At 34.3% G+C, this 15789-nt stretch carries 10 protein-coding genes and 2 pseudogenes; 11 read left to right on the top strand and 1 reads right to left on the bottom strand.

The window, feature by feature from the left end; all coding sequences use genetic code 11:
- Nucleotides 1-402: 402 nt before the first annotated feature.
- The 7 genes and pseudogenes from A5819_RS01530 to A5819_RS01505 all read left to right on the top strand — a co-directional run bounded on the left by A5819_RS01530 (nt 403) and on the right by A5819_RS01505 (nt 10805).
- Nucleotides 403-3060 carry an HAD-IC family P-type ATPase gene (locus tag A5819_RS01530; protein WP_086280676.1) on the top strand — a complete coding sequence of 886 codons (2658 nt, stop codon included), beginning with the start codon at nt 403-405 and terminating at the stop codon, nt 3058-3060.
- Between the two features lie 214 nt (nt 3061-3274).
- Nucleotides 3275-3412: pseudogene (gene eno / locus A5819_RS18895) on the top strand (phosphopyruvate hydratase); the annotation flags it as partial.
- A gap of 729 nt (nt 3413-4141) precedes the next feature.
- Entirely contained in the window at nt 4142-4957 is an 816-nt protein-coding gene (locus A5819_RS01525) for a PRD domain-containing protein (protein ID WP_176271335.1), read from the top strand.
- Between the two features lie 85 nt (nt 4958-5042).
- On the top strand, nt 5043-6914 hold the full coding sequence (locus A5819_RS01520; RefSeq protein WP_086282430.1) for a beta-glucoside-specific PTS transporter subunit IIABC: 1872 nt from the start codon (nt 5043-5045) through the stop codon (nt 6912-6914).
- A gap of 21 nt (nt 6915-6935) precedes the next feature.
- Nucleotides 6936-8396: a glycoside hydrolase family 1 protein gene (locus A5819_RS01515; protein WP_086282428.1), complete on the top strand. Its 1461-nt coding sequence runs from the start codon at nt 6936-6938 to the stop codon at nt 8394-8396.
- A gap of 242 nt (nt 8397-8638) precedes the next feature.
- The gene (locus A5819_RS01510; protein WP_086282426.1) at nt 8639-9037 is read left to right on the top strand and encodes a hypothetical protein; all 399 of its coding nucleotides are present in this window, start codon (nt 8639-8641) and stop codon (nt 9035-9037) included.
- 382 nt (nt 9038-9419) lie between these two features.
- Nucleotides 9420-10805, top strand: a complete 1386-nt coding sequence (locus A5819_RS01505; protein ID WP_086282423.1) for an aldehyde dehydrogenase family protein — start codon at nt 9420-9422, stop codon at nt 10803-10805.
- 110 nt (nt 10806-10915) lie between these two features.
- Here A5819_RS01505 and A5819_RS01500 read toward each other — a convergent pair.
- Nucleotides 10916-11337, bottom strand: a pseudogene (locus tag A5819_RS01500) (DUF3955 domain-containing protein).
- Nucleotides 11338-11674: 337 nt separating this feature from the next.
- Here A5819_RS01500 and A5819_RS01495 point away from each other — a divergent pair.
- The 4 genes from A5819_RS01495 (at nt 11675) to A5819_RS01480 (ending at nt 15771) form a co-directional block, all read left to right on the top strand.
- Nucleotides 11675-12382, top strand: coding sequence for a DUF975 family protein (locus A5819_RS01495; RefSeq protein WP_086280681.1), 708 nt, complete (start codon nt 11675-11677; stop codon nt 12380-12382).
- Nucleotides 12383-12560: 178 nt separating this feature from the next.
- Nucleotides 12561-13526 carry a DUF4822 domain-containing protein gene (locus A5819_RS01490; protein ID WP_086280684.1) on the top strand — a complete coding sequence of 322 codons (966 nt, stop codon included), beginning with the start codon at nt 12561-12563 and terminating at the stop codon, nt 13524-13526.
- A gap of 66 nt (nt 13527-13592) precedes the next feature.
- Nucleotides 13593-15056, top strand: coding sequence for a cell wall metabolism sensor histidine kinase WalK (locus A5819_RS01485; RefSeq protein ID WP_086280687.1), 1464 nt, complete (start codon nt 13593-13595; stop codon nt 15054-15056).
- Between the two features lie 13 nt (nt 15057-15069).
- Nucleotides 15070-15771 carry a response regulator transcription factor gene (locus A5819_RS01480; RefSeq protein ID WP_086280691.1) on the top strand — a complete coding sequence of 234 codons (702 nt, stop codon included), beginning with the start codon at nt 15070-15072 and terminating at the stop codon, nt 15769-15771.
- Nucleotides 15772-15789: the final 18 nt, after the last annotated feature.

Genomic DNA, 15789 nt, shown 5'->3' with positions numbered 1-15789 from the left:
GTAATATGTTTAGAGACTGTTAAGTTATTTTATAAGTGAGTATGAGAGCGCTGATATAAAATAACTTAAAGGGACCAAACGACTATAATTCAGTATTGTTTTAGGGCTATTATCTATTGTTAACAAGCAAACTAAATAAACAAACCGGAACTAACTAATCACAATATTATTAGAGGTTGTCAAATTAGTTTTTATTTGGTATCCTTATGTTATCAAATGGGAGGTGGTTTAATTGACAAGTGACTCGGTAGACGGTGATCAGAAACTTTTAGTTTGCTTATCCTACTTCTTAATTGAATAGATTATAGTGGTGCATCAGTATCTAGCTCTTTGTCTAGTACAATGATGGGCTTATTTGTGTTATAAAAATTTAGTCAATTAGGAGAGGAAATAAATACAACTATGAATGAAAAAAATATATATCAACTGGATATTAAAGAAGTTTTAGAAAAATGTGAACTATCCGATTTAGAGAAGGGTTTAAATAAGAAGCAAGTTGAAGAAAGTTTACTTAAATATGGATTAAACAAATTAGAAACAAAAAAAACACCGAAATGGAAATTACTGCTTAGACAATTTAATAATATGATCATTTATATTTTAATGTTTTCAGCATTGCTGACATTAATAATGGGGCATACGTCAGATGCTATGATCATTGCATTAGTGGTTATTGTAAATGCACTGATAGGATATTATCAAGAAGCGAGTGCTTCTGATGCGTTAGAACGAATCAAAGAAATGCTATCCTCTGAAGCTACTGTTTACAGAGAAGGTGTCAGAAAAGATATCCCTTCTGAAGAAGTAGTTGTTGGCGATGTTGTATTCTTAGAAGCTGGCGATAATGTTCCAGCTGATTTAAGAATAGTTGAAGCGGATAATTTGAGAATTCAAGAATCTGCTTTGACTGGTGAACCTGATTCTGTTGAAAAGATTGAAGAGGCTTTAGCATTAACAGATGTACCGCTTGCTGAAAGAGTTAATTTAGCATTTGCTTCAACTTCTGTTACGTCAGGTAGTGGAGTAGGAATTGTAACGGCAGTTGGTGCAAAGACTGAAATAGGAAAAATTTCCTCAGAAGTGAATAATACGGAAACTAGAAAAACACCACTCATGAAAGAAATTGATGGACTTGGAAAAGGAATTACTTATGTTATCATGGCTGTAGCAATAGCTTTGTTTGTTTTCAGCTTAATTTTAGAGACGTATTCGTTATCAGTTCTATCTCTTGCAGTAGTAACAATGATTGTCGGTTCTATCCCAGAAGGATTACCTGCTACAACTTCTGTTGTTTTAGCAATGGGTGTAAGCGATATGGCAAAAAATAAGAATACCATAGTTAAAACTTTGCCAGCAGTAGAAACATTGGGTTCGGTAGATGTTGTCGCTACAGATAAAACAGGGACGTTAACCAAAAATGAAATGACTGTGAAAGACATCGTTTTTTACCAAAAACATCTTCAAGTTTCAGGAGATGGTTATAAACCTGTTGGAGAAATTCTTCACAACAATACACCAGTTAATTTAGATAAGCAACTTAAATTATTTCTAGAAGCTGGTTTTGAAGCGAATGATACGGTATTAGTAGAAGAAGAAAACCGCTGGACTATTAACGGGGAACCTACGGATGGTTCTTTCTTAACACTATTTTACAAACAATTTCCATATCCTGAGAAAACGGGCTATAAAGAAATTGATATGTTGCCTTTTGATTCGGATTATCGATATATGGCAAAGCTAGTCGAGAATAACAACAAAGAACGGATTATTTTTATAAAAGGTTCTCCAGATAAGTTGTTCCCAATGGCACAAACTATGGATTCTTCATTCGATGAGAAGTATTGGTTTCAACAAGTATCAGAGCTTTCAGAGGAAGGAAAAAGAGTTGTGGCTGTCGGATTCAAAAAAGTTTCTTCAAGTGTTGAAGAAGTAAGTCATGAGTTGCTTAGCCAGGGTGTTGATTTACTTGGGGTTGCCGGAATTATTGATCCTCCACGTGAAGAAGTCATTCAGGCTTTAGAAGAAATGAATCATGCTGGTGTTCACGTCAAAATGATAACCGGTGACCACCCATTGACATCCAAAGCTATAGGTGAAAAGCTGAGGCTGGCTCCTGAAATACATGTGGTCACTGGAGCGGAACTTGATCATATGTCCCATGAAGAATTTAAACATGCGGCATTGCATAATCAAGTATTTGCAAGAACGACACCAAAAAATAAAATGGACATTGTGGAAGCCTTACAAGAAAGTGGAAAAGTAACGGCAATGACAGGTGATGGTGTCAATGATGCTCCCGCTTTAAAGAGAGCTGACATTGGTGTAGCCATGGGGATGAAAGGAACAGATGTTGCAAAAGACTCTGCAGATATGATTTTAACAGATGATAATTTTGGAACAATGTCTGTAGCGATTAGAGAAGGTAGAAGAATTTATGATAATATAAAAAAAAGTATTTTGTTTCTTTTACCAACATCTTTTGCTGAAGGGTTGATCATTGCGTTTACAATTTTGATGCAAAAAGAGATGCCGTTACAACCAACCCAACTCCTATGGATAAATATGGTATCGGCTATTACGATTCAGTTTGCATTTATCTTTGAACCTGCTGAAGAGGGAATCATGAATAGGAAACCACGTAAAACAGGAAATCGATTATTAAATACTCATGATATCTGTCAAATGGCATATGTATCAATATTAATGGCTTTAATAAGTATTGTTTCATATGAATGGTTATTGACACAAGGTGTTAGTCAGGCAGTTGCTAGTACTATGATGATTAATATTGTAGTATTGAGTAAGATATTCTACTTATTCAATATTCGTACTAGTCAGCCAGTAATTTCAAAAAGCTTCTTTAGTAATCCAAAAGCCTTTTTAATAATCTTGATTATGATTATTCTCCAGTTGATTTTGACTTATGTGCCATTTATGCAATCAGTATTTTACACTGAAGATATGTCCATGTTAGCATGGGGGATTTCGATTTTATCAGGAATGATCATTTTGATGATAACCGAGGTAGATAAATTTATTCGATTAAAGAAAAGTAAATAAACTACTAAAATGATCTCTTATAGAATAGTTGATTGAAGGTTTTAAAAGAACTTACAGATTAATCTAAACGTATTGTTAAGTACAAAGGTTCTTACTTAATAATACTGTCTGTTTTATTTATTATATAGGTGTTCACAAATTATAGAAGAGTGTTTTATAATGACCATAGTTAGTTTTAGAAAAAATAGGTTTAAGGTATTGCTATTATGCCTTTGAAACAGAAGAATTAATCCTCTCTGATATCGCTTTTGTAACAAATATCAAAACTGATTCTCTAAGCTGTCCAGATTGTTTTGCGAAATACAATCAATTAGTATGTATTGAGGAGCAATTAGGTGGACTTACTGAGTAAAAAGGCCTAACATCTTTCTACAATTTAAAAAATAGGTAATGTTGGTTTGTCACAAAACAAAAGGGGATAACTGATTCTTGACTCTTTTCGACTTATACTCATATGTGAAATTCCTCTTGTACAATCAAGAGGAATTTTTTTAGTTATTTGGTAAAAGAAGGCATAAATTTATTGCGATATTTTTGGTAAGTTTTTTATAATTGCTATATGTTTGAAAAAACGGAATTAAATTTATCATAGATTGAATTAAAAAATATCAAAAAAACGATCTATAAACTAATAGAAATTAATTTGAGTTTAAGACATAATTTAAAATGTTATGCCCCAGAATCGTTCTATCTAAATAAATGTTGGAAACAGAAGAGAATATTTCGTAAATAATCTGAAATTCACAAAAATACGAAGAGTGACTTTCGTGAACTTCTTCTTGTTTTCTAAGCCAATTGCTTAAGCCTAAATATCGCTAATTGTATACGTTTCAAAATAGTTAGCATTTATAAATACAGGTTGAAAGGACTATTTTGCTCCGAATATATCCTTGTAATAGGTGGAATGTAAGGGTTGACATTTAAAAATTTATATAGTAACATAAATTCACAGATGCAGGAGTGTTACTGATCCAAAGTCAGGCACCACCAAGTCAAAAAAACGAAGTGATTCTTAAGGTATTCATGAAAGAAGCTTGGTTTTACGATTTGGTGTTTTTTTGTCTTTCAGGAGGTGAGAATAATGAACGTAGTAAAAACACTGAATAATAATATTGTTTTAGTTCAAGATCAAATGGGAAGTGAAAAAGTTTTATTTGGAACAGGAATAGGATTTAAAAAAAAACAAGGTGATTCAATCGATGAGAGTTTAATTAGCAAGATTTTTACTCCAAATGCGGAGGAACAAACAGGTCATAAAATTGACAATTTTCAACCGGAAATTTTAAGCGTTGCTGCCAGAATTATTGAATCAGGCGAAATAATTTTAACTCAAAAATTCGGTACAGGCTTACTATTTTCTTTAGCGGATCATCTGACATTTTCAATAAATCATATTCAGGAAAATGATAACCCTATCAAGTGGGAAGTTCCTCATTTATACTATAAGGAATATCAAATAGGTAAAAAAGCATTGGAAATTGTTCAAAATGAAATGAGCGTATCCTTACTACCAGAAGAAGCGTCTTTTATTGCTCTGCATTTTGTCAATGCACAAGTCGATCAGCCAAATATGGCCGATACGTTACAAATAACTGAGGTTATCAAAAAAATTGTTAAAAGTGTGCAGACAATCTTTGACACTATTCTGGATAAAACGACTGCCGATTATTCACGATTTATTACGCATATTCGTTATTTCATCATTCGACAAAAAAATAGTCAAGAATCTTTAAAAATGGATGAACAGATTAGAGAACTTATTCAAGAACGGTATATGAAAAGCTATGCTTGTGGACTGATTATTAAAGAAATGCTAGAAAAGGATTATCGATGGAAAATCTCAGACGATGAATTGGTTTACTTAGTGATTCATATTGAAAGAATTACAACAAAATAACTTAAAGGTGTGTTATCTAACAGAGCATAAGCCTAAACGAAACTTTTTCGTTTGGGCTTTTTATCGTTTTTAGGAGGGAAAGAATATGGAAAATCAACTATTAGCACAACAAATAATGACTCTAATAGGCGGGAGCAAAAACGTTTCCCAAAGTTGGCATTGTATTACACGTTTGAGATTTAATCTGTTCGATGATACAAAGGTCAATATGAAAGAAATTAACCAGTTGAATGGGGTAATAGGTAGTCAGTTTAGTGGTGGGCAATATCAAATAATCATCGGTGCTAAAGTAGCAGAGGTCTTTCAGGAAATGGATAAGCAATTCACTAATTCAAATAACGAAAAGACTACGAATAACAAGAAAAATATGAACGTCTTAGATACTATTTTTGATGTCATTAGTGGGATTTTTACGCCTTTAATGCCCGCAATTATTGGTTCTGGTTTAATTAAAGGTTTGATGGCTCTGTTTGTCGTTTTTGGCTGGTTGTCTTCGGAAAGTTCATCATATGTAGTATTAAATGTATTTTCTGATGGAGTCTTTTACTTCTTACCATTTTTGGTTGCTATGACTGCAGCGCGTAAATTTAAGACAAAAGAATCATTAGCAGTCGCTTTAGCAGCAATGTTGATGTATCCAACATTAGTAAACGGTGCAGCAGATGGTGCAAGTCCACTATCCATGTTTGGTTTATCGATTCCATTAAATAATTATTCTTCTACTGTATTGCCTATTATTTTGGGTGTTTTGTTATTAAGTATTGTGAATAAATGGATGGATAAAATTGTTCCTAAAACGGTAAATATTGTGTTTAGTCCAATGTTATCGCTATTGATTACAGCACCGATTTTATTAGCATTCGTTGCTCCGCTAGGTAATTTTTTAGGTAAATATTTGGAACAAATCTTTACAACTTTATTTACTGTTGCTGGGCCATTAGCAGGGCTGTTAATGGGAGGGCTAATGCCTCTAATTGTTTTGACAGGAATGCATTATGCTTTTTTTCCTGGAACATTTGCCAGTCTTCAAAAGTTTGGTTATGACATTATGTTACTACCAATGAATTTAGTTGCCAATAGTGCACAAGCTGGGGCTGTTTTGGGAGTTACTCTCAAATCAAAAAAGGCAGAAACCAAATCTTTAGCATTTTCAACGTTTATTCCAGCAATCTTTGGTATTACGGAACCCGCAATTTATGGAGTCACTTTACGTTTGAAAAAACCTTTCTATGCCTCTTTAATTGGAGGCGGAGTCGGCGGAACAATATTTGGTTTTTTCGCTGTAAAAGCAACCGCATTTTCAATTCCTGGAATTACAGCGTTACCAACATACATTATGAAAAATTCCAATAATTTTATGTATGCATTGATCGGTTACATTGCAAGCTTTGTTATTTCTTTCGTTTTGACTATGCTATGGGGATTTGAAGAAGATAAAAAAGATGAAACAAAAGACAAAAAGATAACTACTTTAAAGTCAGATCCACAAGCAACAACCCAGCCTATTGACATTTTTTCACCTGTGAAAGGGTGTTTAATTCCTTTAGATGATGTCTCTGATGAGACTTTTTCTAGTGGAATGATGGGAAAAGGGGTAGCGATTAAACCATTGGGGGATACGATTTACGCTCCTTTTGATGGTGAGATTACCATGACGACCCCAACAAATCATGCAATAGGATTGCGTTCGGCTAAAGGGGTAGAGGTGTTGATCCATGTAGGAATCGATACGGTAAATTTACAAGGAAAATATTTTGAGCGATTCGTTTCAGAGGGAGAAAGAATAAACAAAGGGCAACCTTTGCTTAGGTACAACTTGAAAGAAATTATTGGTCTAAGCTACGATGAAACAACAATGGTGATTGTCACTAATAGTGCAGAATTTCTAGATATTATTATTACAGGCGATGAAAATGTAGAAGCAACAACATCAAGATTAATGATGTGTATTCAATAAATAGAAAAGGGGAAATAAAATATGAACACAAATCAAGGATTTAAAAAAGGATTTCTATGGGGCGGTGCTACAGCAGCCAATCAAATTGAAGGAGCCTATTTGGAAGGCGGAAAAGGATTATCTACTTCCGACTTTGCAGCCTACAAAGATCCTTATGCTTCTGGGGCGGTGAACAATTTTACGTTTAATGTTACGTCTAGTGAGTTGGAAGAATATACAAAGCATTCTGAGAGCTATCTATTTCCTAAACGTTGGGGAATTGATTTTTATCATCATTATAAAGAAGATATTGCGTTGTTTGCTGAAATGGGGTTTAAGTGCTTCCGACTATCAATTTCATGGGCACGAATTTTTCCTACTGGTTTAGAAAATGAGCCGAATGAGGAAGGATTAGCTTTTTATGATGCTGTCTTTGATGAGTGTGCTAAGTATGGTATTGAACCTCTAGTAACGATGTCTCACTATGAAATGCCAATTGCGTTAACAAAAAAATATAATGGCTGGATCAGCCGAGAACTGGTACCTTTATTTGAAAAATATGCGAAAGTTATTTTAGAAAGATATAAAAACAAAGTACGTTACTGGATTACGTTTAATGAAATGAATATGAATTTAAACAGTTTGTACACTGGAGCGGGAGTTCTGGAAGATTTGGTGGAAAATTCCTTAGAAGCTGCTTACCAAGCCTCACATCATCAGTTTTTAGCTAGTGCATTAGCTGTAAAAGCGGCAAAAGCAATTGTTCCTAATGTTGAAATTGGCTGTATGATCAATCAAATCGAAGCGTATGCACATACGACTAAACCAGAAGATCAGCTGCAAGCGGTAAAATCCAATCAATTGAATATGTTCTATCCAGATGTTCAAGCGCGTGGCTATTATCCAAGCTATATTTACAGTTATTTTGCTGAAAATAATTTGACAATTGATAGTAAAGCAGAAGATATTGAAATTTTAAAAAATGGTACAGTAGATTTTGTTGCTATCAGTTACTATATGTCTCATGTGGCTGAAGCAAGAGAAGATGCTTCTAAGCTAGCTGGAACCTTTGATAGTCCAATTAAAAATGAGTATTTGGAATTATCGCAGTGGGATTGGCCAATCGATCCAATTGGGTTGAGAATTTCTTTACTGAAGTTGTATGATCGTTTTCAAAAACCATTATTTGTATGTGAAAATGGATTGGGAGCAAAGGATATATTAACCGAAGATAAGAAGATTCACGATGAGTATCGAATTGACTATATGAGGAAGCATATTCAGCAAATGCGTGAAGCAGTAAAAGAAGGAGTTGATTTGATGGGCTATACTCCTTGGGGATGTATTGATTTAATTAGTTGTGGAACATCGCAAATGTCAAAACGATATGGATTTATTTATGTCGATCAAGACGACACGGGAAAAGGCAGTTTAGAACGTTATCCCAAAGATTCATTCTACTGGTATAAAGAAGTAATAGCTTCTAACGGAGAAAAAGTATAACTCTCAACGCATAGTAAGAAGAAAAAACAGTTTTGAAGAACAGAGGTAGGAGAAAATTTTATCTCATACGATTAAAAATGAATATGTTCAGTTGTTTATAAAGTAAAAAGGGACAAGTGGTCTTTTGATTTTTTATCTTGTGCTCATACGTAAAACCTCCTCTTGAAAAAGTGGAGGTTTTTTATATATTCAACTAACTAATACTTTCAGCTATACTTAATTGTAAAGAAGGGAATGATAAAATGAAAAATAATTTAAAGGTTCTACTCTTATTGTCCGTTTCACTTATGGTGGGTTCATGTGCTGCAAAAAGAGAAAAAACGGACAACACGAAAAAAGATTACGATGAAAAGTTAGTACATGCTTTAGTTGGTTCGTGGTTTGCAAAGAACTATGATTATGGAAAATATGACATAACTTATGATGATGACGTATTGAATTTCAATTCAACGAAACTGGAGATTGAGTACACAGAAGATAATAGAGTGTTTACACATCAAAAGAATGATAAAACATTTCACTACATTTTTGAAGTGAAAGAAGAAGAGGTTATCGTTTACCCTCATTATGAAGTTGAGCAAAGTGGAGATGAATTGATTTTAGGAGGAGATTTAGCTCCTATCAATTTAAAAATGAACTGATACTATCCCAAGAAAGTATTTTAGGTCGATGAAAGTCAGATGAACTCCAGTATTAATACAAATGAAGCCTACGTTTGATTTTAATAAAGTAGAGCTGTTGAAAATGAAAGATGAAAATACTAATGAAGTTGAAACATTCCGACTAATGATTGAAATGGACAAACAAAGTTAAACTACTTAAATGAGACCAAGGCAATCAGACATAAATTTTCTACTTATGAAAAAACGAAGATGCTAATTAATTTTTTACAACTCAGTAAAGTTTAGGGACAATGGCACGACCGTTGATTTTAGAAAGAGTGGTTGAGCAATAAAGACAGGCTTCTATTATTCAAATAAAAAAATCGATGCTATACTTAAAAGAAAATGAGGAGGACTTACCATGAATCAATCTGATCTCCAAGCAATTATGAAAAAGCAACATACTTTTTTTAACACAAACCAAACAAAATCAATCTCATATAGAAAAGAACAACTTGAACGGCTACTAATAAACGTTAAAAAACACGAAGAAGATTTCTATTGGGCCTTTGAAAAAGATCTTAAAAAGCCTAAAGCAGAAGTATACGCTACCGAGTTAGGCCTAGTTCTTTCTGCCATTAATGATATGCTTAAAAATCTAGATAAATGGACGAAACCTGTAAATAAACCAAGAGCAGTTTCATCTTTACTAAACAAAAATACGGTTTTCTTAGAGCCTTTCGGAACGGTCTATATTATCGGTCCCTTTAATTATCCGCTTCAATTGACGCTTGTTCCTTTGATAGGAGCTCTTGCTGCTGGCAATTGTGCTATTGTAAAACCATCATCAAAAACACCCAATGTAGCAGCGGTGATTGGTGCAATTCTTGGAGAAACGTTTGATGAGGAATATGTCAAAGTGCTATCGCCCAATTCTATTGATAATGCGTCAGTCTTAAAAGAGCGTATGGATTTCATCTTTTTTACAGGAAGTACTAAAGTTGGGAAAATTGTTATGGAAGCTGCGGCCAAACACTTAACGCCAGTTGTCTTAGAACTTGGAGGAAAAAGTCCTGCAATCGTAACGGAACAGGCTGACATAGAAATTGCAGCTGAACGAATCATTTGGAGTAAATTATTGAATACTGGTCAAACATGTATTGCAACAGATTATGTCTTGGTGGATGAAAAAGTCAAAAACCAATTCATCAAAGTATTGAAAGAAAAAATTATCGAATTCTACGGTCAATCGATTCAAGAAAACTCAGATTATGGTCGTATCGTTCAGGGCTCATCGATTGATAAGTTTATCCAATTAATCGAGGAAAATCGTCACTCTCTTATTTATGGAGGAGAGTATGATCTGAAAACAAGATTTGTCGCGCCAAGTCTATTTGATATTGGCTTGACTCGTGAGAATAGTTTGATGAAAGAAGAATTATTTGGTCCGTTATTGCCAATTTGCACATATGGTCAATTAAGTGAGGCCATTCAATTTGTTAAAGAAGGGGAGAAACCTTTAGCAGTATATTTATTCTCAGATGATCGAACAATTCAAAAACAGATTTTACATGAACTTTCATTTGGCGGTGGTGGAATCAATCAAACGATTCTTCATGTAGCCAACGATGATTTACCATTTGGAGGAGTTGGAGCTTCTGGAATGGGGAATTATCACGGTAAATATAGTATTGAAACATTCTCTCATAAGAAATCAGTTGTTTTTGGTAGAAAAGACTCAATGGCAAAATTGATTTATCCGCCTTATGATCAGAAGAAATTCTATTGGATCAAACGTTTATTGTAAATAGAATAAAGCTTAAAGCGCAGATTATTTAAACTTGCGCTTTAAGCTTATTTAGTTTGTTTTCTCTACCTTTATACGAACAATCTCTATAATAAATCTAATCCCCGTTACTAAAAAGACAATATTCCCGCAAAAAGGAAAAGAAATCCAATCGGTAAAAGAAAAAAATTTTCGTGTAAAATGCCTGTTTCATCAATATATTCTACTGAATTCATTTTGATGAAAAAACAGGCAAAACCAAAAAACTCCCAATCAATGTGGTGATCATATTTAGTTTTGCTCGTCGTGTCTTACTACCGTCCTTGATCAGATTTTCAGTCATATTATTCACATTACTTCCTCCTAGAATCAATTCATCAAGCGAAATATAAAAAATACTAGAAATCAGGATCAATAATTCAAGATCGGGAAGATTTCGGTTATTTTCCCAGTTTGAGACCGCTTGTCGGGTCACATTCAAACGGATCGCAAATTTTTCTTGTGTTAACTGATTTTTTGTTCTTAACTCTTTGATCTTTTCTCCAAATTCCATAGTCTAAATTCCTTTCGTTAATGTACTTTAAGCATAAAGAGATATCTTGTTATATTTAAGAAAGTATAGCCTGCAGAGTGAGTATATAGAAGGAAAGAGTTCCATGCTTCGCCAGTATAGCTGTGAAAATGCGATTTTTGGTGAGTAGCAGATCCACTCTAAGTAGTAAATTTTTCGTATAAATAAATTATAGCATCTCTGATTTATGATAGATTGATATAAGGTAACTTAATTAAAAATAATCTGTACTAAATAAAAAATGGTAAAATGCATATGTTTTCTTTTAAGATGATTTATTTGATATACTAAACTAATGAAATGAAAGGAGGAAAATTTTATGAAAACAAGAGCTGAATTAAAAAACGAAGCAAAAGACATTTTACGGGGACGTTGGAAAGACAGTGTGTTGATGTGTTTGGTACCGACATTAGTTTCAATTGCAATCGGACTACTTATATTTTTTCTACTATTATTACCAACCATTACATTCATTCAAAACAACCCTGATTTTGTAAACGGCACTTCAAGCTACGAAGGTAGTTCTGGCAGTGGCGGTGGAGGTTTCTTTGGCGGTATCATAGGTGCGTTGTTTAGTGCTGGTATTTCTTGGACATTCCTTGATCTTTTAAGAGGAAAAAAACAAGAAATCAAACCTTTTTCAGATGCATTCCGCGGTTTTGCAGGACCTGTGATTTTAGGTGTTATTTGTATTAGCCTATTGACCCTCGTTTTTGTTACTTTATGGTCATTACTATTCATTATTCCAGGAATTATCAAAGGTTATTCTTATTCACAAGCCTATTTTGTTTATTATGATGGTTATGAAGAAACTGGGTTACGTCCAGGATTCTTAGATTCAATCACTCGCAGCAGAAAGCTTATGAAGGGCTATAAAGGTCAATTGTTCTTATTAGACCTAAGCTTTATCGGTTGGCATATCCTAGCAATGTTAACATTAGGAATCGGTTATCTATGGCTAACACCATATATCACTGCAACCAAAGCAGCATTTTATGAAAATTTACCAAAAACAGCAGCGATTTAAGCTAGTTAAACCAGAAGTTTATGACTTCTGGTTTTTTTGTGATGAAAATGTTCTACCTTACATAGCAGAAAATTGTTTATAAATTGTTTATTTTCTTGTTAGAACCTGTTTACATCTCTCTTCTATAATAAAAGTAAGCAATAAGAAAACAGCTTTATTACTGAATGGAGAAATGATCATGATCAAGAAAAACAAAAAAATTATCGCAGGTGTTTCAAGTTTAGTTTTACTATTAGCAGGTTGTAGTGTGAGAGCACAAGAGACATTAGGGACAAAAGGCAGCAGCCAACAACAAACGGAGCAATCAAAACGAGAGAATGGCAAAACAAAAGGGGACAAACTGACTAAAATTTTAGGTAAAACCGATTGGCAAGGGACAAAGGTCTACGATAAAGACAAAAATGATTTAACAGCAGAAAATGCTAACTTTATCGGTTTGGCAAAATATGATGCTGAAACGGGTCGCTATGAATTTTTCGATGCTCAAACAAAAGAAAGCCGTGGCGATCGTGGTACATTCTTCATTACAAATGATGGTACGAAACGAATGTTGATTTCTGAAACCATGAATTATCAAGCGGTTGTTGGCCTTACTGAATTGACGAATAAAAAATTTACTTATACTAGAAAAGGCAAAGACAAAGCAGGAAATGAAGTAGATGTATTTGTAGAACATATCCCGTATAATAAAAGTAAGTTAGCTTTTACGGAGAAAGAAAAACCGTTAGATACAACTACAGGCAAAATTGATACAAAAACAGCTGGTGCGACTATTTTAGGTCAAACATTATGGAACGGGACCAAAGTGCTGGATGAGTCGGGCAATGATGTAACAGCATTCAATAAAAACTTTATTAGTTTAGCAAAATTTGCTGCAGATACGAATAAATATGAATTCTTCAATTTAGAGATTGGTGTTAGTCGTGGTGACTTTGGTTATTTTGATGTATTGAACCATAATAAAATCCGGACTCATGTATCGATTGGACAAAATAAATATGGTGCAGCGCTAGAATTAACTGAATTGAACAGCAAGAAATTCACCTATGAACGAACTGGAAAAAATCAAGCAGGTCAAGATATCACAGTATTTGTAGAACATGAACCTTACACAGGCGCATTCAACCCTGCGTTTAGTTTCTAAAAATACCTGAACAGAAGTGAAGCAAAGCGATTGTTTCCTTTATAAATGAAAGCAAAGGAGAAAAAAATGACCATAAAAAAACGATTTCTCATTTCATATATTGGCGGTATAGCAATCGCTTGTCTTTCACTTTTTTCAATCATCAGTATTGTTTTTTATGTGACAACTGGGAAAGTACCAACTCCCAGTGGTTTGTATAAGACGTTTACACAGCAACGCTCATTAAGCCCAGAGGAAGAACTAGCCTACATCAAATTACGCAATATAGCAAAATCTGATCCTGATCAATTACTTGAACCAACTGGTGAGTTAAAAAAAATGATCCAAACATTTGAAAAAGAAGCCTTGGGTGTCGTTGTACGTAAGGAAGCAACGATCGCCTATTATTCTCAGGATTTAGTAGAAAAATCACTGATTGTCCACTTTCCCCAATTTGATGCTAATAATATTGAAACTAGAGGAACAATCGATAATGCGGGGCGTTTGTACCGTTATATGAAATTTGATTTTTATTTTAGTGATCAAGTACCGGGAAGCTTATTAGTTTTAAAAAAAGAAAATAACTTTTTAGAATTTATGACAAAGTGGGGCGTACTGGTCATCGTAACGATATTGCTAGTAGCACTTGGCGGACTATTTTTTTTAAATCATCTATTAAAGAAAACAATTATCCAACCATTAGAAAAGCTTGGCGTAGGGATGTCAGAAATCAGTAATGGCTATTTGGAGACCTCTGTGGATAGACCTGTGAAACAAACTGCGATGGAAGTGAAACAGTTGACGGATGATTTTGAAAAGATGCGGGAAGCGTTGCTTCATTCAACAGAAGAACAAGGAAAGCTTGAAAATAACCGTAAAGAGCTTGTAGCTAGTATCTCCCATGATCTAAAAACACCGATCACTTCGATCATCGGTTATGTTGAAGGATTGTTGGAGGGAGTAGCGGATTCACCAGAGAAACGTGACAAATACTTACAAACGATCCACACTAAAGCTCTCTCATTGAATGATTTGATTGAAGAACTCTTTTTATATTCTAAATTAGATGCAGCCGCAATTCCGTTTCATTTTGAACGAATCAATCTCAATGAATTTTTAAAACATATTATTGAAGAATTTCAGTTACAAGAAACGCAAGTGTCACTTCAATTATCTACTCAAGGAACAACGATAAGCAATGTCTTAGCCGATCGAATGCAGTTAAATCGAGTGTTCATCAATTTACTCCAAAATAGCTTGAAATTTAAAGCCCATGATCGACCACTGTCAATTCAGATCGCTATATCTGAAACCTCTGAAAGGGTGGAAGTTCGTGTATCTGATAACGGACAAGGGATTTCAACTGAACAGTTACCCTTTGTTTTTGATCATTTCTATCGGGGAGAAGAAGCACGGCCAACGAATACTGGTGGTAGCGGTCTAGGTCTTGCCATTGTAAAGCAAATCATCGATATGCATAAAGGACAGGTGAAGCTCGAAAGTGAACTGCACCAAGGAACAACGGTCACGATTTTACTAAAAAAAGCTTGAGGAGGACAGCCAGATGTCAAAGGAAGTATCCAGAATTTTACTGATTGAAGATGATGTAAGTATTGCAGAATTGCAAAAAGATTATTTAGAAATCAATCAAATGAAAGCCGAAATTGCCCGTGATGGACTGGTTGGTCTGAATCGAGCGTTAACGGAAGAATTTGATTTGATTGTGATTGATATCATGCTGCCGTCAATGGATGGTTTTGAAATTTGTCGCCGTATTAGAGAAAAGAAAAATATTCCATTGATGATCGTTTCTGCTAAAAAAGAAGATATCGATAAGGTCAGAGGCTTAGGTCTAGGCGCAGATGATTATATGACAAAACCATTTAGTCCAAGCGAATTAGTTGCTCGTGTTAAAGCCCACATCAAACGGTATCAGCTATTGACTCGAACTGATCCAGTTAATGATACAGTGGAAAGAGGAGCAATTATGATTGATAAAAGTGCTCGTAGAGTCTTTATTTTAGGGAAGGAAATCCTTTTTCCAACCAAAGAATTTGATTTACTACTTTTTTTCATGGAGCATCCGAATCGTGTCTGGATGAAAGAACAACTTTTTCGACAAGTGTGGGATATGGATGAGCTTGATAGTGATATTTATACAGTAGTTGTGCATGTAGGGCGAATTAGAGAAAAACTAAAAAAAGGCAGACTGTCGGAGATTCCGATCGAAACTATTTGGGGCAGCGGCTATCGTTTTAATGCCTAACAAGAAGATCAAAAGGAG

Origin of the sequence: Enterococcus sp. 7E2_DIV0204, from assembly GCF_002140855.1 — a bacterium.
GTDB classification, from domain to species: Bacteria; Bacillota; Bacilli; order Lactobacillales; family Enterococcaceae; genus Enterococcus_L; species Enterococcus_L lemimoniae.
Note: the sequence above shows the minus strand (reverse complement) of the source record. Positions and strands in the feature narration are given on the sequence as shown.

Coding starts and splice junctions, on each gene's coding strand:
- A5819_RS01520 (WP_086282430.1), top strand. CDS start 5,043: ATGGAAAATCAACTATTAGCACAACAAATAATGACTCTAATAGGCGGG.
- A5819_RS01530 (WP_086280676.1), top strand. CDS start 403: ATGAATGAAAAAAATATATATCAACTGGATATTAAAGAAGTTTTAGAA.
- A5819_RS01510 (WP_086282426.1), top strand. CDS start 8,639: ATGAAAAATAATTTAAAGGTTCTACTCTTATTGTCCGTTTCACTTATG.
- A5819_RS01495 (WP_086280681.1), top strand. CDS start 11,675: ATGAAAACAAGAGCTGAATTAAAAAACGAAGCAAAAGACATTTTACGG.
- A5819_RS01490 (WP_086280684.1), top strand. CDS start 12,561: ATGATCAAGAAAAACAAAAAAATTATCGCAGGTGTTTCAAGTTTAGTT.
- A5819_RS01485 (WP_086280687.1), top strand. CDS start 13,593: ATGACCATAAAAAAACGATTTCTCATTTCATATATTGGCGGTATAGCA.
- A5819_RS01505 (WP_086282423.1), top strand. CDS start 9,420: ATGAATCAATCTGATCTCCAAGCAATTATGAAAAAGCAACATACTTTT.
- A5819_RS01515 (WP_086282428.1), top strand. CDS start 6,936: ATGAACACAAATCAAGGATTTAAAAAAGGATTTCTATGGGGCGGTGCT.
- A5819_RS01525 (WP_176271335.1), top strand. CDS start 4,142: ATGAACGTAGTAAAAACACTGAATAATAATATTGTTTTAGTTCAAGAT.
- A5819_RS01480 (WP_086280691.1), top strand. CDS start 15,070: ATGTCAAAGGAAGTATCCAGAATTTTACTGATTGAAGATGATGTAAGT.